This is a genomic window from Oligella sp. HMSC05A10, from assembly GCF_001808335.1.
Classification (GTDB): Bacteria; Pseudomonadota; Gammaproteobacteria; order Burkholderiales; family Burkholderiaceae_B; genus Oligella; species Oligella urethralis.
This window is the reverse complement of record NZ_KV792965.1, coordinates 1-18,947: the sequence shown is the minus strand read 5'-3', so window position 1 is coordinate 18,947 and position 18,947 is coordinate 1. Positions and strand designations below refer to the sequence as shown.

The following is an 18,947-nucleotide window of genomic DNA, read 5'->3' as shown; positions in this document are numbered from 1 at the left end:
AACGGAAGTCAATCGGAGTTCACCGGACGCTTACGCTGACACTGCGCCAACCACGCTTCAATCGTCTGCAATGCCTCAGGCTCATCTAAAAAGGGCACATGCCCACGGTCCTTGAGCGTACACGCCAACATATCAGCTCGTCTTTGCTGCATCGCCAACACCGTCTCAGCACTGAGAATATCTGAGTTTTCACCACGAATCACAGCTACCGGTTTATCCGCGAGTAAATCAAAGAAGTCCCACAGCACTGGATTTTGCTCAATATTGCTTTCTACAAAGCTCTGACGCAAGGCTGGGTCGTAAAAAAGCCTCACCCCGTCCTCAGCTTGTAAAAACTGGTGTTGCGCCTCCTCTAACCAACGCGAATCAGGTACCTGATGAAAGCCGACACGCGCCGCTTTTAAGTGCGCCGCCATCTCTTCTAAAGTCCTGGCCGTGGGTGCAATGCCTAAATAATCGCCGATATTAAGCAAACCCGCCATTTCAATCACCGGACCAATATCATTAAAAAGCACACCCACAATACGCTCCGGTGCAGCATAAGCCAGCCCCATCGCAATCAAACCACCACGTGAGGTACCGATAAAGGCGGCACGCTCAATCCCTAACTGCTCCATCACCTCAAGCACATCCGCTGTTTCTTGAGGCACCGTGTAACTTGAAGCCTCACGCCAGTCAGAATAACCACGACCGCGGCTATCAATGCGCAATAAGCGTATCTTAGGATCGAAATGAGCAGCTAAATACTCAAAATCCAAGCTATTCCGCGTTAAGCCCGCCAAAGCAATCACCGTCAGCCCCTGATAGCCCTCGGGATGGCTATCACGATAAAAAATCTGGGTCCCGTCTTTTAGTGTAAGCTTCTTTCCACTGCGCATAGACACCTCCTTGATAGACTGACTTAACAGACTTCGGCAACAGCCTTTTCAGCAAGTAAGGCACGCGCTGCACGGACAATAATCACCTCCTCATCGGTCGGGATCACCATCACTTTAAACTTGGAATCTTTAGCACTAATGAGGCGTGTACCTTTACCCTGCGTATTACTGATGTCGTCTAAGCTCACACCCATCCAAGCCAAACCCTCGCAGACCTTACGTCGCACCAAGGATGAATGCTCACCAATACCGGCAGTAAAAACTAATAAATCAATGCCCTGCATAGCAGCAGCCATCGATGCCACGCCGGCACATACCTTGTGGGTAAAATAATCAATCGCCCGCTGCGCTGCCTCTGTGCCAGCCTCAGTCAAGACCCGCATATCATTGGATAAACCGCCGGACAAACCTAGTAAACCCGATTCCTTATAGAGGATACGGTTTAGGTCCTTGATACTCATCCCCTCGGTCTCTAAGAAGTGCAATATCACACCGGGGTCTAATTGACCGCAGCGAGTACCCATCGGTAAACCATCAATCGCGGTAAAGCCCATGGTGGAGGCCTTGCTCCGGCCTGCCTCAATAGCACATAAGGAGGCGCCATTACCCAAGTGCGCTACCACCACCTTGCCCTGATGCAATTCCGGTGCGAGACGCGCTACCTCCGCATTAATATATTCATAACTTAAACCGTGGAAACCATAACGCAAAATCCCTTCTTCATAATAGTGATAAGGAATGGCAAAGGCGTTATCCACAAAGCTCTGGCTACGATGAAATGCCGTATCAAAGCAAGCAATCTGCGGCACTCCTGGAAAAGCCTCCATGGCCGCATGGATACCCGCAATATTGTGTGGCTCATGCAGCGGCGCAAGTTTAACCAAACGCTCAAGATTTTCTAGCACCTCTGGGCTAATAAAAATAGGTCCATCGAAACTTCTGCCACCATGCACCACGCGATGACCAACCGCTTGCACCTCAATATCAGGAAAAAAGTAAGCCATCGCATCTAACACCACCTGCATGGCGGCCTCATGCGTGTCCAATGAATACGTCTTAGGTAGCACCAAAGGCTGCCCCTCAATATCCTTAATGCGAACATTACCACCCGTACCGATCTGCTCGCAATGACCTACCATACTCTCTTTTTCTTGTTCTTCAAGGTAGAGGGCGAACTTAAGGGAAGATGAACCGGAATTCAGTGCTAAAAAGCATTTGGCTTTTTTATTATTGGCAGTCATTGTCTCTCCTATAAAAAAATCAATTAATTTACTTTTTTTGGTTAGCGTATTGTAAACACACCACGGCGCACGAAGCTAAACGCGACATTTCGCTATCGGCACGTGAGTTTAAAATCACAGGTACCTTGGCACCCAATACTAAACCGGCACCCTCAGCATGCGCAACATAGGTCATTTGCTTGATAAACATATTACCGGCGTCTAAATCCGGCATCACTAAAATGTTTGCACGACCGGCCACCTCACTGACAATGCCCTTGGTGCGAGCGGCATTTTCATCAATGGCATTATCCATGGCCAAAGGTCCTTCCACCAAACCACCGGTAATCTGACCACGATCAGCCATTTTGGATAATAGGGCCGCATCCACCGACGACTGAATGGCTGGATTCACCATTTCCACCGCCGATAACACCGCCACCCGTGCTTCTGTTCCTAATGAATTCGCAAGATCAATGGCATTTTGAGCAATATCAACCTTCGTGTTTAAATCTGGGTAAATATTAATCGCCGCATCACTGATATACAGTAACTCTGGGCGACTCGGCGCATCCATAATAAAGACGTGAGTAAAGCGACGACCCACCCGTAAGCCATGCTCCTTATTCAGCATGCCGCGCAATAAATCATCGGTATGTAAATGCCCCTTCATAATTGAGGCGGCACGACCCTCGTGCACTAATTTACACGCTTCAATCACGACCTCCTGATCGCTGCCGGGCACGGTAATAATCTCAAATTGGGAAATATCCTCGCCCATCTTTTTGGCAGTTTCGCGAATCTTATTTTCATCTCCTAACAGAATCGGGATAATAATGCCCTCTTTGGCTGCCAGTAGCGCACCGCCTAAGGAGTTTTTATTGTGCGGGCATACCACCGCAACGGGAATCGGGTCGCATTGCTTAGCGCGCGCTAAGAGCTCCTCAAAATGACGGTGACGTTGTACCAATAGACCCGGTACATCCATATTGTCTCGTTCAAATTTAATGGTCGGCGCAATCACATCGGTTTGACCGTCAAGAATTAATTTATCATCTGAAACGCGAGTAACAGACAGCTTTAAGGTAACAACATTATTGTCTTTTTTATCTATTACCTCTACCTTGATTAACATCTCATCACCCGGATGGGCACGCTCATGTGCATCAAAGCTGTAATTTTTAAAAGCCGCGCCGGGACCGGGGAGAATATTACCTACCACTGCAGAAACAATGGAAGCGACAAACATCGTCGGCGCCATATTTTCAGGCTCGCCATCACCATCGACATCGTAATTAGGCAAACTACTCGGATTATAGTTACCCGATGCTGAAGCAAACACATATAAATCATCGACTGTGATCAGGCGACGTAGCTCAGCTTTTTCACCTACTTGCAACTCATCAAAGGTGCGGTTGACTAAACGCATAATTGAAATTTCCTTTTTAAATTAATTGCGGACAAAGGGCTATATATATAATTTTATCAGGTGAGAATGACCGCTATTTGACATTCGACTAATCAAACAAATAAGCCTCACTTAACCAAATGGCTAAGTGAGGCTTAAACAACTGAAAACTATCAGTTAAGCATTGAGGAAACGATTAGAAAGCAGGAACAACCGCGCCCTTATACTCTTCTTCGATAAACTTCTTCACATCCTCGCTATTTAAAGCTTTAATTAACTTCTCGACACGAGGATCCTTTTCATTGCCCGCTTTAACAGCAACTAAGTTAGCATAAGGTGACTCGGAACCTTCGATAATTAATGCGTCTTCTAAAGGATTTAAACCGGCTTCAATGGCATAGTTGGTATTAATCAAAGCTAAATCCACATCATCTAAAACGCGCGCCAAAGTCGCTGCTTCCAATTCCGTAAACTTTAACTTCTTAGGATTTTCAGAGATATCTCTGGCAGTCGCTAATAAATTGTCAGGATCTGTTAATTTGATCAGACCGTTTTTTTCCAACAAAAGAAGTGCACGAGCACCGTTTGACGGGTCATTAGGAATAGCTACGCGGGCACCCTCTTTAAGATCGTCGATTTTATCGATTTTCTTAGAATAAGCACCGAAAGGCTCAACGTGAACTAATGCCACACTGACTAAATCCGTGCCGCGCTCCTTATTAAAGCTGTCTAAATAAGGCTTATGCTGGAAGAAGTTAGCATCAATCTGACCATCGGCCACTTGCTGATTAGGCTGCACATAGTCGGTAAAAACGGCAATATCAAGATCGACACCCTCATCCTTAAGCGCAGGTTTAATATGCTCAAGAATCTCGGCGTGCGGTACCGGTGTTGCAGCAACGCTTAATTTATCGGCAGCTAAAGCCGGTTGTACAGCGACGGCAGCAGTTAAGGCCAAGGCCGAAAAAATAGATTTTAACTTCATGTAAAACTCCAATCGTTTGAAAATGTGCTTTTAATAATATACAAATGCCAAAGAAAAAGCGATAAAAACTAGAACTTGCAAAGACTTTTAATTAATAAATCTTTAACATCAGTCTAATAAAATAACGACAAATCACTTTAAGTAATCTTTTCTAGTTGAGGTAGCTGAATGCTCATACAAGGTACTTTTGAACTTAACGATCAAGAGTTTAGTGAACTTAGACTTAATGGGGTAAATGTTAAAGCATTTTCAGGTATGGGAAGGTATAGAAATAAAAAACTTTTTCAGTGTATAAAGAATTTGGGACCCATCCCTTTAGGCAAATATTATATTGTTGATAGAAGCTGCTTTAATAGTACAACTTGTAAAATTAAAACCACTCTTGCAAATCATAGAATCATAAGACAGTTAACAGGCTTAAGCAATTATTCAGAATGGTTCGCCCTGTATGCAGAGGATAATTTCATAGATGATAGTGTTCAGTGTGACAGCATGATTAGAGGTGCTTTTAGACTACACCCAAAAGGGGAGCGCGGCATCAGTGAAGGCTGTATAACTATTGATTCATACAATGATTTTCAAAAAGTTCGAAATCTTATAAAAGCTACAAAAAAACGTCAAATACAAGGGACTTCTATAATGACATATGGAACGATCACTGTGAAATGAAAGTTCTAAAATTTTTTATCTTTTTTACTCTTACTTTTTGTTTGCAAGGGTTTCTGTTTAATTGGCTGCTCTTTGATGCTTTACCGATAATGCCGATGTGGCTGCGTTTACTGCCTTTTTATATCAGCAAAGTCTTGTTTAGCACGAAAGAGGGTCTTCTGTATCCTGAAGTAACTGATTTTGTGACGGTTATTTTTTTTAATCTTATTAACACGCTACTCATTTGTTTTGTGCTTTATTCGCTTTGCTCACTACTTAAAAAGCAATGCTTTGTTAATCAAACTCCAAAAAATATAGCATGTGTCTTACAAAACAAAAAATATTTAATTTTTAATCTTTTAGTCATATTAGTTTTTATTCAATTGTTCTTATTTTACTTTTTCCCAACTTTTTGGTTTGAACATCCTGATTGGTTAAAATCAACGGTAGCGTCTTTTAAATCTCCCATATACGAAGTCATAGGATTTCTATGTGTTTTTCTGAGCTCGCTTTTTAACGCCTTAATTTTTTTATTAGCGATTGATGGTTTTTATCGTTTATTTCTCAGTGATGATCCACCAAAATCGATTGGTCAAGCATGAGAATTTTCAAGGCTTGAATGGATAAAGGGAGTAGGATGAGGCTTGCACATCAGCCTACTCAGAGACATTGTGCACGGTACGCTTCTATGCCATACCGTACTATTGGGCTTTGCGCCATTTGACACGCTTACCCCAAACCAGCTGTATCAGGTTCGCTAAGCTCGCTGAGCGAACCTGATTGGCATTCACAGCGTGATTATTTACGATTCAATTTGGCAACCAGACGATCACCAAACATCTGAATGACTTGTACCAGCACCACTAAAACCACCACAGTAATCAACATGACTTCAACCTGATAGCGTTGATAACCATAACGGATCGCAATATCACCCAAACCGCCACCGCCTACTACACCACTCATGGCGGTATAGCCGATCAGTGTAATGGCTGTGACCACCACCGCACTGATAATACCGGTGGTTGCTTCAGGTAATAAGGCATAAAACACCGTTTGTCGAGGTGTCGCCCCCATGGCTTTACAGGCCTCTGAAATACCTGGATCTAGCTCCCGCAAGACATTTTCCACTAAACGCGCAAAAAACGGCGCAGCCCCCACCACCAACGGTGGAATTGAACCTGGCACGCCTAACGCCGTACCCATCACAAAGCGGGTAAATGGAATTAAAATAATTAATAAAATTAAAAAAGGCACCGAACGTAGGACATTCACCACCAAGGATAGCAATTGATAGACGGGCTTATTCGCCAATAACTGTCGCTCACTACATAAAAACAAATAAATACCTAAAGGCAAGCCGATAATCACTGTAAACAGCAAGGACCAGCCGGTCATGATCAAGGTATCTAGGGTCGCCTCAAGAATCAGGCTCCAATCAACTCGTTGAAAATTCACGCCTCTAATACCTCATACGTCACATGATTTGCTGCTAAAAATTGCGTCACTTGTGCTTGTTGTGCAGCATCACCATCAATTGACACCACCAGCTGTCCATAGGCCGTGTCTTTTAACTGGCCAACCGTACCCTGCAGAATACTGACTTGCACCCCCAACTCCCGAGATAAATGACTGATAATGGGTTGTGAAGTACTTTCACCACGATAGCTAAGGCGTAATACCTGAGCTCCGCTGTCCTTAACCAGGCGCTTCCACGCTTGCGCATCCACCCCGCTGCTCTCCTGCAATAAGGACTGCGTGGTTTGATGCTGCGGATGCAGAAAGACATCAATCACCTCACCCTCTTCAACTAAATGCCCCTGATCGAGCACTGCCACACGATCACAGACACTGCGAATCACATCCATACTATGGGTAATCAACACAATGGTAATACCAAGGCGCTGATTAATGTCCTTAAGTAGGGCAAGAATGGCCTGCGTGGTTTCGGGGTCCAAGGCACTGGTCGCCTCATCACACAGTAACAGCTCTGGGTTATTGGCCAATGCACGCGCAATCCCCACGCGCTGCTTTTGCCCACCGGATAGTTGGGCGGGGTACTTATGCCTATGCTCGGTTAAACCAACAATCTCCAGCAGTTCCAGCGCGCGCGCCTCTCTATCCTGTTTAGCCACACCCAGTAAGCGTAAGGGTAAGCAGACATTATCTAAGACTGTACGTGAACTTAATAAATTAAAGTGCTGAAACACCATGCCGATACGATGACGCAACTGACGCAACTGGGCGCCCCTGAAGGCACTAATATCCTCATCGTTAAAGTAGACTTTGCCGCTACTCGGTCTTTCCAGTAGGTTTAAGAGACGAATTAAAGTAGATTTACCGGCACCCGAACGGCCGATAATGCCGTAAATAGCGCCACGCTCAATGCCTAAATTCACATCACTTAGCGCCGTATGTACCGGTCTACCCCTCGTCTCAAAACGTTTATATATATGTTCTAGACGTATCAAGGTTATTCCAAAAAATAATAGCAATTATTAAATATTGTAAACAATTTATGCCATCAATTGAACCTTGTCAGCGCTTTAGACAAGAGCTCAAGCCTATAACTTACGCGACGTGAGACGAAAATGGCTGGGTGCCGTTGGGTGCTATCGCCATCAGCAGCGAATTTGCAATCTGACATTATCTGGGTTATGGTTATATGTTATTTAAAATTTCTTCTGTGTACTTGTAGTTAGTTCAAATTTCTTTAAGTATAAAATTTAAGTGGTTTTTTTCATCGCTGTACCTGCTACTTAGGTGAGTTAAAGGGATTTAAATTTTCTACTACGGTATCTGTCAATCTGGGGATCATCATCCCTACCTTGTATTGACGAGCAACTCGTTTTGTTCGTTTTCCGCAAAACTCTTGGCGTACGTAGTTGGCTACAAATATTTTTGTATGAACAATGTAATACTTAAGGAGCTTTTCACGCATGAAAATCAAGCATAAAAATCTATTACGCAGCGCGCTCACCGCTGCAACACTCAGCTTCGCTGCGTTTAATACAGCAGCCGCAGCGCCTACGTGCGAAGTTGATCGCACCATCAATTTCGGCGGCATGAGCTGGGAGTCCAATCTAGTACTAACGGATGTACAGCGCTTAATTCTAGAACAGGGCTACGGCTGCAAAACCGAGGTTTTACCAACGGAGACTTTACCGGCCTTAGCTGCCTTAGAACGCGGTGACTTGGATGTTAATACTGAAATCTGGTTAAACTCCATGGGCACCATTTGGGATGAGGCCTTAGCGCGTGGTCGCGTGGTTCGTTCCGGTGATTTATTTTTAGGTGGTGAGGCGTGGTTTATTCCTAAATACGTACAAGAGCGTTTCCCTGAACTAAAGTCAGCCGCTGATCTGGTGAAATTCAAAGAGGAGTTCAAAGATCCAGAGGATCCGAGCAAAGGTCGTTTCTATGGTTGTCCTGCTGGTTGGGCGTGTGAGGTCGTCAGCACCAACCTCTTTAATGCCTTGGAACTCGGCGATGATTTCACCTACTATCAACCCGGCACCGGGGCTGCCCAAAAAGCTGCCTTAATGTCCGACTATCGTCGCAAAAACAATATCGCCTTCTACTACTGGTATCCAACCCCGCTTGTGGGCTCATTAGACTTGGTCGAATTAGAATTACCAGAATATGATGAAGCCAAGCATAAGTGCTTAACCGATGTGGATTGTCAAAACCCCGAGCCGAATGCCTATCCTAGCAACCCGGTCTTTGTTGCTTTAAATAAAAAGTTTTCAGAAGAAGCGCCGGAATTAAAAGCCTTCTTCGATAAAAATGAAGTGCCCTTAGAGGTGATCAATGCCACCCTGGCTGAAATGGAGGAATCCGGTGATGAATCCATGGATGTCGCCAAATGGTTCCTCACCGAATACCCTGAGGTATGGACTAAGTGGGTACCAACAGAGGTAGCCGAACGTGTTCAAAAGTCACTCTAAGTCGCTGAGCTTAGCCGCTTAGGCTCTAACAAGCGCTGCCTTGCTAGTGAGCGCTAGCAAGGCAGCTAATTTGATGCAAAAAGCAATCCTACACAGGATGAGTCAGCCTTGTTTGCATTGATCGCCCCCTGACAAATCGACACCTATACAATCTTATTAAAATAATATCAATCTATGTTTCCAGAAATATTCTCCGCTCGTGAGGCAAGACGAGCAATTGACGGCTTTGTCGATGATTTAGTCGTCAATTATGCGGATACCCTCACCGCCATGTCACAACCTTTTCTAAAAATATTGGTTTGGATCGAACAGCTTCTTCGCGGCGCACCGTGGTGGAGCATCATCTTAGCGGTAGTCATACTCGCCTATTTAGCCAGTCGCCGCGTCTTCTTTTCACTCAGCATGGGCTTGTTGCTCTTTCTGATGGGCTCCATCGGCCTCTGGGATGCGGGTATGGAAACCCTGGCGCTGATGATTATGGCCACTGTGCTCTCCGTCTTGGTCGGCATCCCCTTGGGGATTATCACCGGCAAATCCAAAATCGTCCGCTCGGTGATGTTGCCCTTGTTAGACGTGATGCAGACGTTGCCAAGCTTTGTGTATTTAATTCCTGTCGTGATGCTATTTGGCTTGGGCAAAATCCCCGCCATTATTGCAACGGTTATTTATGCTGTACCGCCACTGATTCGTCTGACTGATTTAGGTATTCGACTAGTGGATAAAGAGGTACTCGAAGCATCCCGCTCTTTTGGCGCTAATTCCTTACAGCAATTATTTGGCGTGCAATTACCCTTAGCTTTACCCAACATCATGGCCGGTCTTAATCAGACGACCATGATGGCACTCTCCATGGTCGTCATATCATCCATGATTGGCGCCAGAGGCTTGGGCTATGAGGTACTTCTCGGCATTAACCGCCTAGAAGTCGGTCGCGGCTTATTAGCAGGTATTGGCATTGTGATTTTAGCCATACTCTTTGACCGCATCTCACAGTCTTATGGTAAACGCATTCAAAATCGAGAGTCCAAATGAGTAAAATCGAAGTAAAAAATATTTATAAAATTTTCGGTAAGGAACCGAAAAAATGGCTTGAGCCGGTTAAAAACGGCATGAGCAAGCAAGAACTTTTAGAAAAAAGCGGTCATACCTTGGGACTTAAAGATATTAGTTTAAGTATTGAGGAAGGGAGTATTTATGTGATTATGGGTTTATCAGGCTCTGGTAAATCCACCCTCATTCGCCATTTTAATCGACTGATTGATCCGACGGACGGTCAAATTTTGGTTGATGGCGTGGATGTGATGAGTCTAAATAAGCGAGAATTACAAGCATTCCGTCGCAAAACCATGAGCATGGTTTTTCAGCGCTTTGGGCTATTGCCACACAAAACCGTGTTAGACAATGCCGCTTACGGGCTCATCACCCAAAAAGTACCTAAAAAAGAGGCCCATGAAAAAGCTCGCTATTGGCTAGAGCAAGTGGGATTGCGAGGCTTTGAAGAGCAATACCCCAATCAATTATCTGGCGGCATGCAGCAGCGTGTAGGCTTAGCGCGTGCCCTAGCCACGGATACCGACATTATCCTGATGGACGAGGCCTTTTCAGCGCTTGATCCGCTGATTAAGCGAGAAATGCAAAATCAATTGATTGAACTGCAGGATCGTTTAAATAAAACCATTGTCTTTATTACCCATGACTTGGACGAAGCGCTACGTTTGGGTAACCGCATTGCGATTTTAAAGGATGGTGCCTTGGTGCAAGAGGGCACGCCGGAAGATATTTTATTATCACCGCAAAGTAGCTATATTGAGAACTTCCTCCAAGACGTGAATCGCGGTAAAGCGCTAAATACTGCGCATGCGATTAATACACCACCGCTAAAGCTCACCATGCGTGCTCGCCCAGCCCATGCCTATGAGCGCATGAAAGCCTTGCAGCTGAGCTTTGCCCCCGTCCTAGATGGCCAAATTTTTGCCGGCATTATCAAGCTCGCCGCCGCCGAAGAAGCCATGCAGCGTGGCCTCAGAGATATTTCCAGCGTAGTTGTTGAGGCCGCCACGGTGTCTGCTGATGTCAATCTGGAAGAGGTGCTACCACATATGATCCAAACCGATAGTGATGAACCCGTGGTCGTCACCACTGACAACGATGAGCTGGTCGGTGTGCTATCACGTAGTAAAGTCGCGGAGTTGGTAAGCAGCACCAATGCTGAAGAGACGCTCAGTAGCGTGGCGACCAGTGAGAATGGCAATGCGGCAATAACTGAAGCAAGCACGCAAGTCGAGTAGCCTTAACTCACCGCCTCAAGGCAAATGCAAAAGCGACGTCTCTCAATCAACATGCGAGAAACGTCGCTTTGCTTAAGGCTAAGGCTAAACTTATTCTGCGTCCTCAGCACCCTCTTCAAATGAGGCAAGATTCAGCATAGTACCGCGGCATTGCTTACTACCACAACAACAACGATAATGACTTTTAAGCGTTTCCGTGAGCTCATCATCGATGATTAAACCGTAGTCAAAGGACAACTCCTCGCCCTGTTTAATATCACGTAAGCTATAGATATACACCCGATAACCGTTTTTACCCTCACGTGCTTCGCAGTTCGGCTCGCAGCTATGATTGATCCACTTAGCCGCATTACCTTTGGTACCCCCATCAATGGTTTCCCCACTACTTAAGGAAAAGAAAAAGGTATGATAGGGATCGTCTGGATCCACTGGCCACATGGCATCCGCCTCTTCGGCGCTAATCCGACGACCGGTATACTCAATGATCAGGGTATCTTTAGGTATATCACGAATGGCAAACACCCCTCGCCCATGGACCTGCGACTGGCGCACCTCAACCCATGGCGCACCGGGTATTTTGCGAGCTTTTCGATAGCGCTTTTTAGGCTTGGTTGAGGTCTTGGACATTATTTTTTAACGCCAAAACAGTGATCCAAGCTCGGGAAACTACCCTCTCTAACACCCGTTGCGTAGGCTGTCACACCCTCACGAATCACAGCCGCCACATCACTAAATTGCTGCGCAAACTTAGGAATGCGCCCGTGGGTCAGATTAAAAATATCCTCCGCCACCAACACCTGACCATCACAGGCCGGGGAGGCACCAATACCGATGGTGGGAATGCTCACCGCCTCGCTAATACGACGCGCTAAGGGCTCTGCCGTACCCTCAATCACAATACCCCAAGCGCCGGCCGCCTCTTGTGCCAAGGCGTCTTGATAAATACGCTCGGCTGCCTCATCGCTCAGGCCCTGCGCTTTAAAACCACCCATGGTATGGAAGTATTGAGGCATCAAACCGATATGTGCTAACACAGGAATACCGCGCTCAACTAAAAATCGCGTAGTCTCCGCCAAATACTCCCCGCCCTCAATTTTGACCGAGTCAGCGCCACTCACACGCAGCAGCTTGGCAGCGTGGCGAAATGCCATTTCAGGGGACTCCTGAAAACTACCGAAAGGCATATCCACCACCACCGCACAACGTTGGGTCGCACTCACCACCGCTTTAGCGTGTTGCGCCATCATATCCACCGTAATGGATAAGGTGTCCGGCATATCATAGCCAACCATTGCGGTAGAATCACCAACCAGAATAAAATCCACCACCTCGTCCAGAATACGTGCAAAGGGCGCCGTATAAGAGGTCAGAGAAACAATTTTTTGCTCGCCCTTCATGGCTTGCAATTGGGGGATGGTAAGACGCTTAATCTGCGTATGAACGCTCATAACAATCCTCAATTTGATAATAGCGTGCCAGTTTACCCACTCTAGTCAATGGGAAACCGCTAAAGATTATATTAGTTTAAGCATAGCACTTGTGCATTGCAAGTTTCTTACTGACTTAGGGTTAAAATCAAGCTACTCATTTTTTAACTAATCAAACTAGAATAAAACAAGCGAGGGTTTTTATATGGATACACAGCAAAGCCTCCAACAAAAACTGTGTTTTAATGGCGCTCAAGCCTTACTGGAGACCTTAATTGAGCTGGGTGTTGATACCATTTTCGGCTATCCCGGCGGTGCGGTTTTACCGCTTTATGATGCCATTTATGCTGAACCGCGTATTCGCCATATTTTGGTACGCCACGAGCAGGGTGCGGTGCATGCCGCCGAAGGCTATGCGCGCAGCACGGGTAAACCGGGCGTGGTCTTAGTGACCTCTGGTCCCGGCATAGCTAATACCACCTCCGGTTTATTGGATGCGATGTGTGATTCGATACCTGTGCTCTGTATCAGCGGTCAAGTAGCCACGAGTGCCATTGGTACCGATGCCTTCCAAGAGTGTGATGCGATCGGTATTTCACGCCCCGTCACTAAGTGGAATGCGCAGATCAAGCGCTCCGAGGATGTGGTGCCGCTCGTTTCCAAAGCCTATCAAATGACCACCGAGGGGCGTCCAGGACCGGTGTTAATTGATTTCCCCAAAGACATTCAAATTCAAGCCATTGATAAATCGACCTTCACCATTGAAAAGCGGGCTGAAAGTACGCCGGAAGTGCCTGCACCTGCAATGTTAGCCAATATCAAACGTGCTGCCGATTTAATTGTCAATGCTCGTCGCCCGGTGTTTTACGGCGGTGGTGGTTTAATTAACTCCGGTAAAGCAGCGGCTGAGGTATTTAGCAACTTAGTACGTTATACCGGCGCGCCATGCACCCTGACTCTGATGGGTCTGGGCGCCTACCCCGCCAATGACGAGCAGTTTGTCGGCATGCTGGGCATGCACGGCACCCTCGAAGCCAATTTAGCGATGCACCATGCTGATCTGATTATCTGTATCGGCGCTCGCTTTGATGACCGAATCACGGGTCGTCTCTCTGATTTCTGTCCACACGCCCTTAAAATTCATCTAGACATTGACCCTGCCTCCATTGATAAGGTGGTGCGCGCTGACGTGCCCCTGGTAGGTGATTGCCACACTCTCCTAACGCGCCTCTTTAATGAGGTGAAGGCGCTACCTATGGAGCGTTCACGTCTGGATGATTGGTGGCAAACAATTGAAAAATGGCGTAGCAAGAATTGTTTAGGCTTTACGCCCTCAGCAACGGAAATCCTACCGCAAGACTTACTGACTCGAATCAATCAAAAGATTGAGAAGAAGGATGCCATTGTAAGTACTGACGTCGGTCAGCATCAAATGTGGGCTGCCCAATACTTAACATTTAATCAACCGAATCGTTGGCTAACTTCCGGCGGTGCTGGCACCATGGGTTATGGTATGCCCGCTGCGATTGGCGCACAAATCGGCAATCCCGACAAGCTGGTGATTTGTGTTAGCGGGGATGCCTCGATTCTGATGAATATCCAAGAGCTGGCTACCGCAGTACAGCACCGTGCCCCAATTAAAGTGGTGCTCTGTAATAACCGCTATATGGGCATGGTACGTCAATGGCAAGAGCTCATTCACGAGGGTCGCTACAGTCACAGTTATAACGATTGCATGCCAGATTTTGTGAACGTGACCCAAGCCTTTGGCTGGCAAGCCGCTAGCGTCAGCGATCCTAAAGACTTAGATGCGGCACTTGAGGCATGCTTTAATTCGGAGGGACCGTATTTCTTGGATGTGCGTGTACAGGCACAGGAAAACTGCTTCCCTATGATGCCTGCAGGCTATGGTCATCAGCAAGTGATGCTATCCGAAGATACTTGGTATGTTGAGGACTAAAGAAAGCGTAGACGCTTGATAAGAAAACCCGCCACTTGAGCAATATCACGCTTCAGTGGCGGGTTTATTTAATTAAAGCTTAAATGAGTTAAGCTTAATACGCTGCTTTAAAGATAGCAATCACTTCATCAAGTGTAGGCTGCACCGGGTTAGTTAAACCACACACGTCCTTCATCGCATTTTCAGCGAGGACCTTAAAGTCTTCTTCTTTGACACCTAGCTCACGTAGTGATTTTGGAATACCTACGATGCCTGCCAACTTTTTAATGGCATCAATCACGCCTAAACCCTCAAGCTCCTGATTGTTGGCGGATAGAATCGCGCCCACTTCATCTAAACGTGCTTTAGCCGCACGCATATTGAACTCCTCAACATGAGGTAGTAATAGCGCATTACAAACACCGTGTGGTAAATCGTAAAAACCACCTAACTGATGCGCCATCGCATGCACATAACCGAGCGAGGCGTTATTAAATGCCATACCGGCCAAGAACTGCGCATAAGCCATCTGCTCGCGCGCCTCCGCATTTTTAGGCTCTTTAACGGCGGTTGGTAAATAGCTCGCAATTAACTCAATGGCCTTAACCGCACAGGCATCCGTGAGCGGATTGGCTGCGGTTGATACATAGGCCTCAACCGCATGGGTTAGCGCATCCATACCCGTCGCAGCCGTTAATGAAGCAGGCATATTTTCCATCAGCTTGGGATCATTAACCGATAAGATTGGCGTCACGTGCTTATCGACAATCGCCATTTTTACATGACGGCTTTCATCGGTGATGATGGTAAAGCGCGTCATTTCAGACGCAGTACCAGCCGTGGTATTGATAGAAATGAGCGGTAATTGCGGCTTAGCGGATTTATCCAAACCCTCATAGTCCTCGATTTTGCCGCCATTACTGGCTACGAGGGCGATACCCTTAGCACAGTCATGCGGTGAACCACCACCCAGTGACACCACACAGTCTGCGCCAGCGGCCTTCAGCTTAGCCAAACCGTCGTTAACATTTTTTACCGTAGGATTAGGCTGAACCTCATCAAAGATGTCACTTTCAACGCCTTTAGCCTTTAAACGATCCGCTACCTGAGCCGCAAAACCCAAATCGCTTAAGGGCTTATCGGTAACGATTAAGGCCTTTTTAAAACCTAAAGAGGCGATAATATCCACCGCTGAATCAAGTGCACCCGCACCGATCACATTATTGCTAGGCATAAAAAATTGTGCTGCCATACTATCTTCCTTTGTATAAAAGTTGTGACAAATGAGCTTACTGTATTTATACACAATGTGTATTACTATCCTATTAAATTATAACTAACTCATGCACAAATAATAAAGGTTTCTACTAGCGTTAAGTCGATTTGGATCAAAGCAATGCGATCAAATCGGCTCGCCCTTATTGGCTGCTAGACCTTAATTTTCATATACAGTTACAATACGAAGAATTTAATCAATGAGGAAAAAATAATGAAGGTAAATGATTTTGCCGCTGCATTTTTGCGCGGCAGCCTAGTTAAGCAAGTCGTTATCGGTTTGATATTAGGGGCGATTATCGGCGTGGCGCTACCGGCCTTGGCTTTAAAAATGTCGTTGCTCGGCACGCTGTTTGTGGGCGCCTTAAAATCGGTAGCACCGATTTTGGTATTTATTTTGGTGATGTCTGCCCTAGCCTCACAAACGATTGATACTAGCTCCAATATGCGACCGATTGTTGTCTTATACCTTATCGGTACTTTAGCCGCCTCCCTTGTGGGCGTGGCAGCAAGCTTTTTATTCCCGACCACTTTAACGCTACCAAACCCCGAGAGTGGCGTCAGTGATGCGCCGACCGGCATTACCGAGGTCTTACATACTCTGTTGTTAAAGGTGGTTGACAATCCGGTCAATGCCTTGCTGTCTGCCAACTATATCGGCATTTTAACTTGGGCTATTTTATTCGGCTTCGCCCTGCGGATGGTCGCACCTAGAACTAAAGCGGTGGTATCGGATCTGGCGCTTGCGATGACCAAAATCGTGCAGTGGATTATTCGTTTAGCGCCTTTCGGCGTCTTCGGTATCGTTGCGTCCACAGTGGCTGCAACTGGTTTAAGTAGTTTATTAAGCTATGCCAAATTAGTGGTGGTGTTAGTTGCTGCGATGGCTTTTGTGGCCTTAGTTGTCAACCCGATCATCGTATGGTTCAAAATCCGCCAAAATCCCTATCCATTGGTGATGCAGTGTTTAGCTGAAAGTGGTTTAATGGCATTCTTCTCACGCAGCTCTGCAGCCAATATCCCGGTCAATATGGATTTAGCTAAAAAGCTTGGCTTACGTCAGGAAACCTATTCCGTATCCATCCCCTTAGGTGCCACCATTAATATGGCTGGTGCAGCAATTACCATCGCCGTCTTAACCCTAGCCGCTGTGCATACCCTAGGTATTGAGGTAGATATTGCGACCGCCTTTTTACTGAGCTTACTGGCTACGGTTGCCGCTTGTGGCGCCTCCGGCGTTCCTGGTGGCTCATTACTGCTGATTCCAATGGCGTGCAGCTTATTCGGTGTCAGTAATGAAATAGCAGCACAGGTGATTGCTATTGGTGTCACCATCAGTGTGATTCAAGACTCGGTTGAAACAGGCTTAAACTCTTCAACCGACGTACTTTTCACCGCTGCTGCCGATATTGCTGAGCGTCGCAAGGCTTAGACATTGTGCCTAGCTAATCGCTACGCTCGATATAAAGCGATTGCTTCTTGTAAGAATTAAGGCACCGACTCGTCGGTGCCTTACTATTTAAGCTTTGATACTACCGCATGGGCGGACGATTGAGCAGTTTGAAATCAGCTTATTCAGGTCCTCAATGGTAAGTTACCACTGATAACCCACACCGGCGCCGTAAGTTACATCACCACGTGTATTACCAGAGACAGAGCTCTTAATAATCCACTTACCGTTATCGGAGATGGTGGATAACCCTGCGGCGTAACCATGCTCACCACGATGACCAGCACCGGCAATCGCAAACATGCTCTTACCAGGTAGATAGGCTTGCGGTAAGTTAGCCATTGCTGCTGCAGAGGCGGTACCAGCGCGAGCCTCACGATCGACGCGGTGAATTTCATTACCTAGGTGGTTCACTACATTATTAAAACCACCGACAGCCGCTTTTAACTGGCTAACATTTACTGCGTCGGTATCTGCCTTTCCAGCCGCCACGTTCGTGATCTGCTTGCCACCCGCATTAATGCCTTCCGTGCTTAAGCTAACATCACCTACTGTAATGCCGGTATTCGTCACTTTTACATCACCAACACTGACGCTATCAAAACTAACATCCTTGGCTAAAGCAAAAGTAAACTGCGTGCCTTCTTGCTTCAAGGTCAAGTTATCACCTGCCTCGAAGGTCACGGTATTACCTGCTTTCACCAGCTGATTGCTAAACTCAGCACCTGAATCGGCTTTATTACCGGCACCAATCACGTTAAAGCCTGCGTTATTAATCGCTGACTGAACTGTATCCGCCGTCACTAAGGCACCGGGCGTAACCGGTGTACCCACGGTACCATCTGTCGTGGTATTAAAGGTCGTGGTGTTCGCTGCGATGGCACCGTTATCATTGATCTGGATCGTTGTGCCATCCGTCTTGGCTGATATGGTGTACTGGCTGCTACCATCTCCTTGCTTGCCACCGTCTACAGTCACACCATCACCAGCAACTAGCTTGGTGGACGATGCCTTCACTTGAGCCTCAATTTCTTTTAGCTGAGCATAATTCACCGCATCGGTATCTGCCTTTCCAGCCGCCACATTCGTGATCTGCTTGCCGCCCGCATTAATGCCTTCGGTGGCTAGACTAACATCACCGGCGGTAATGCCTGTGTTGCTCACTTTTACCTTATCACCGACGCTTAGACCATTGTTATTCAGTAACGTCTCACCGGCTTTGACACTATCAATGTCAAGATCTTTCGCTAAGGCAATACTAATATTAGTGTTACCCTCAGCATCCTGACTAATCTCCGTCTGAATATTCTGATCAGCGCCTTTAATCGCCACGGTAGAACCTAGCTTAGAGGTTTTAGAACCACCCTTATCGGCATTAAAGTTAAGACCTTTGTCTACATTTGCCTCAACAGTTTTAAGCTGACCAACATTCACCGCATCGGTATCTGCCTCGCCAGCCGCCACGTTCGTGATCTTCGTATT

Annotated in this window: 17 protein-coding genes; 7 read left to right on the top strand and 10 right to left on the bottom strand. The window is 46.5% G+C overall.

Features of this window, described 5'->3' with window-relative positions; translation table 11 throughout:
• Nucleotides 1-8: 8 nt before the first annotated feature.
• The 4 genes from HMPREF3144_RS11255 to HMPREF3144_RS11240 all read right to left on the bottom strand — a co-directional run bounded on the left by HMPREF3144_RS11255 (nt 9) and on the right by HMPREF3144_RS11240 (nt 4,491).
• Nucleotides 9-878: an alpha/beta fold hydrolase gene (locus tag HMPREF3144_RS11255; RefSeq protein WP_070477954.1), complete on the bottom strand. Its 870-nt coding sequence runs from the start codon at nt 876-878 to the stop codon at nt 9-11.
• A 23-nt stretch (nt 879-901) separates the two neighbouring features.
• Nucleotides 902-2,119, bottom strand: a complete 1,218-nt coding sequence (locus tag HMPREF3144_RS11250; protein WP_070477952.1) for an acetate/propionate family kinase — start codon at nt 2,117-2,119, stop codon at nt 902-904.
• A gap of 28 nt (nt 2,120-2,147) precedes the next feature.
• Nucleotides 2,148-3,527, bottom strand: a complete 1,380-nt coding sequence (locus tag HMPREF3144_RS11245; RefSeq protein ID WP_070477950.1) for a bifunctional enoyl-CoA hydratase/phosphate acetyltransferase — start codon at nt 3,525-3,527, stop codon at nt 2,148-2,150.
• A 175-nt stretch (nt 3,528-3,702) separates the two neighbouring features.
• The gene (locus HMPREF3144_RS11240; protein WP_070477949.1) at nt 3,703-4,491 is read right to left on the bottom strand and encodes a MetQ/NlpA family ABC transporter substrate-binding protein; all 789 of its coding nucleotides are present in this window, start codon (nt 4,489-4,491) and stop codon (nt 3,703-3,705) included.
• A 168-nt stretch (nt 4,492-4,659) separates the two neighbouring features.
• Between HMPREF3144_RS11240 and HMPREF3144_RS11235 the strand changes: the two genes are divergently transcribed.
• A complete protein-coding gene (locus tag HMPREF3144_RS11235) occupies nt 4,660-5,160 on the top strand; it encodes a DUF2778 domain-containing protein (protein WP_036559765.1) in 501 nt (166 codons plus the stop codon).
• Entirely contained in the window at nt 5,157-5,741 is a 585-nt protein-coding gene (locus HMPREF3144_RS11230; protein ID WP_048767468.1) for a hypothetical protein, read from the top strand. The genes HMPREF3144_RS11235 and HMPREF3144_RS11230 overlap by 4 nt, the downstream gene beginning before the upstream one ends.
• A 196-nt stretch (nt 5,742-5,937) precedes the next feature.
• On the opposite strand, the gene HMPREF3144_RS11225 is transcribed toward HMPREF3144_RS11230, so the two are convergent.
• Complete coding sequence (locus HMPREF3144_RS11225; protein WP_070477947.1) at nt 5,938-6,597, bottom strand: methionine ABC transporter permease; 660 nt, start codon at nt 6,595-6,597, stop codon at nt 5,938-5,940.
• On the bottom strand, nt 6,594-7,610 hold the full coding sequence (locus HMPREF3144_RS11220; protein ID WP_070477946.1) for a methionine ABC transporter ATP-binding protein: 1,017 nt from the start codon (nt 7,608-7,610) through the stop codon (nt 6,594-6,596). Before HMPREF3144_RS11220 ends, HMPREF3144_RS11225 begins: the two co-directional genes overlap by 4 nt.
• A 468-nt stretch (nt 7,611-8,078) precedes the next feature.
• On the opposite strand from HMPREF3144_RS11220, the gene HMPREF3144_RS11215 reads away from it, so the two are divergent.
• From HMPREF3144_RS11215 to HMPREF3144_RS11205, 3 genes are all read left to right on the top strand, one after another.
• Nucleotides 8,079-9,086: an ABC transporter substrate-binding protein gene (locus HMPREF3144_RS11215; RefSeq protein WP_070477944.1), complete on the top strand. Its 1,008-nt coding sequence runs from the start codon at nt 8,079-8,081 to the stop codon at nt 9,084-9,086.
• Nucleotides 9,087-9,260: 174 nt separating this feature from the next.
• Complete coding sequence (locus HMPREF3144_RS11210; protein ID WP_018027097.1) at nt 9,261-10,118, top strand: ABC transporter permease; 858 nt, start codon at nt 9,261-9,263, stop codon at nt 10,116-10,118.
• Nucleotides 10,115-11,374 carry a quaternary amine ABC transporter ATP-binding protein gene (locus HMPREF3144_RS11205; RefSeq protein WP_070477942.1) on the top strand — a complete coding sequence of 420 codons (1,260 nt, stop codon included), beginning with the start codon at nt 10,115-10,117 and terminating at the stop codon, nt 11,372-11,374. The genes HMPREF3144_RS11210 and HMPREF3144_RS11205 overlap by 4 nt, the downstream gene beginning before the upstream one ends.
• A 90-nt stretch (nt 11,375-11,464) precedes the next feature.
• On the opposite strand, the gene HMPREF3144_RS11200 is transcribed toward HMPREF3144_RS11205, so the two are convergent.
• A complete protein-coding gene (locus HMPREF3144_RS11200; RefSeq protein ID WP_018027095.1) occupies nt 11,465-12,001 on the bottom strand; it encodes an SET domain-containing protein in 537 nt (178 codons plus the stop codon).
• Nucleotides 12,001-12,822, bottom strand: a complete 822-nt coding sequence (gene panB, locus HMPREF3144_RS11195; protein WP_018027094.1) for a 3-methyl-2-oxobutanoate hydroxymethyltransferase — start codon at nt 12,820-12,822, stop codon at nt 12,001-12,003. The genes HMPREF3144_RS11200 and panB overlap by 1 nt, the downstream gene beginning before the upstream one ends.
• 184 nt (nt 12,823-13,006) lie before the next feature.
• On the opposite strand from panB, the gene ilvB reads away from it, so the two are divergent.
• Nucleotides 13,007-14,761: a biosynthetic-type acetolactate synthase large subunit gene (gene ilvB, locus HMPREF3144_RS11190; protein ID WP_070477940.1), complete on the top strand. Its 1,755-nt coding sequence runs from the start codon at nt 13,007-13,009 to the stop codon at nt 14,759-14,761.
• Nucleotides 14,762-14,855: 94 nt separating this feature from the next.
• Here the strand turns inward: ilvB and yiaY are convergent, their stop codons facing one another.
• The gene (gene yiaY, locus HMPREF3144_RS11185) at nt 14,856-15,992 is read right to left on the bottom strand and encodes an L-threonine dehydrogenase (protein WP_018027092.1); all 1,137 of its coding nucleotides are present in this window, start codon (nt 15,990-15,992) and stop codon (nt 14,856-14,858) included.
• A 237-nt stretch (nt 15,993-16,229) separates the two neighbouring features.
• Between yiaY and sstT the strand changes: the two genes are divergently transcribed.
• Complete coding sequence (gene sstT, locus HMPREF3144_RS11180) at nt 16,230-17,447, top strand: serine/threonine transporter SstT (protein ID WP_070477938.1); 1,218 nt, start codon at nt 16,230-16,232, stop codon at nt 17,445-17,447.
• 162 nt (nt 17,448-17,609) lie between these two features.
• On the opposite strand, the gene HMPREF3144_RS11175 is transcribed toward sstT, so the two are convergent.
• The coding region (locus HMPREF3144_RS11175; RefSeq protein WP_210394320.1) for a YadA family autotransporter adhesin at nt 17,610-18,947 on the bottom strand (1,338 nt) is incomplete at its 5' end.

Coding starts and splice junctions, on each gene's coding strand:
- HMPREF3144_RS11255 (WP_070477954.1), bottom strand. CDS start 878: ATGCGCAGTGGAAAGAAGCTTACACTAAAAGACGGGACCCAGATTTTT.
- ilvB (WP_070477940.1), top strand. CDS start 13,007: ATGGATACACAGCAAAGCCTCCAACAAAAACTGTGTTTTAATGGCGCT.
- HMPREF3144_RS11210 (WP_018027097.1), top strand. CDS start 9,261: ATGTTTCCAGAAATATTCTCCGCTCGTGAGGCAAGACGAGCAATTGAC.
- panB (WP_018027094.1), bottom strand. CDS start 12,822: ATGAGCGTTCATACGCAGATTAAGCGTCTTACCATCCCCCAATTGCAA.
- HMPREF3144_RS11230 (WP_048767468.1), top strand. CDS start 5,157: ATGAAAGTTCTAAAATTTTTTATCTTTTTTACTCTTACTTTTTGTTTG.
- HMPREF3144_RS11205 (WP_070477942.1), top strand. CDS start 10,115: ATGAGTAAAATCGAAGTAAAAAATATTTATAAAATTTTCGGTAAGGAA.
- HMPREF3144_RS11200 (WP_018027095.1), bottom strand. CDS start 12,001: ATGTCCAAGACCTCAACCAAGCCTAAAAAGCGCTATCGAAAAGCTCGC.
- HMPREF3144_RS11245 (WP_070477950.1), bottom strand. CDS start 3,527: ATGCGTTTAGTCAACCGCACCTTTGATGAGTTGCAAGTAGGTGAAAAA.
- HMPREF3144_RS11240 (WP_070477949.1), bottom strand. CDS start 4,491: ATGAAGTTAAAATCTATTTTTTCGGCCTTGGCCTTAACTGCTGCCGTC.
- HMPREF3144_RS11215 (WP_070477944.1), top strand. CDS start 8,079: ATGAAAATCAAGCATAAAAATCTATTACGCAGCGCGCTCACCGCTGCA.
- HMPREF3144_RS11235 (WP_036559765.1), top strand. CDS start 4,660: ATGCTCATACAAGGTACTTTTGAACTTAACGATCAAGAGTTTAGTGAA.
- yiaY (WP_018027092.1), bottom strand. CDS start 15,992: ATGGCAGCACAATTTTTTATGCCTAGCAATAATGTGATCGGTGCGGGT.
- sstT (WP_070477938.1), top strand. CDS start 16,230: ATGAAGGTAAATGATTTTGCCGCTGCATTTTTGCGCGGCAGCCTAGTT.
- HMPREF3144_RS11250 (WP_070477952.1), bottom strand. CDS start 2,119: ATGACTGCCAATAATAAAAAAGCCAAATGCTTTTTAGCACTGAATTCC.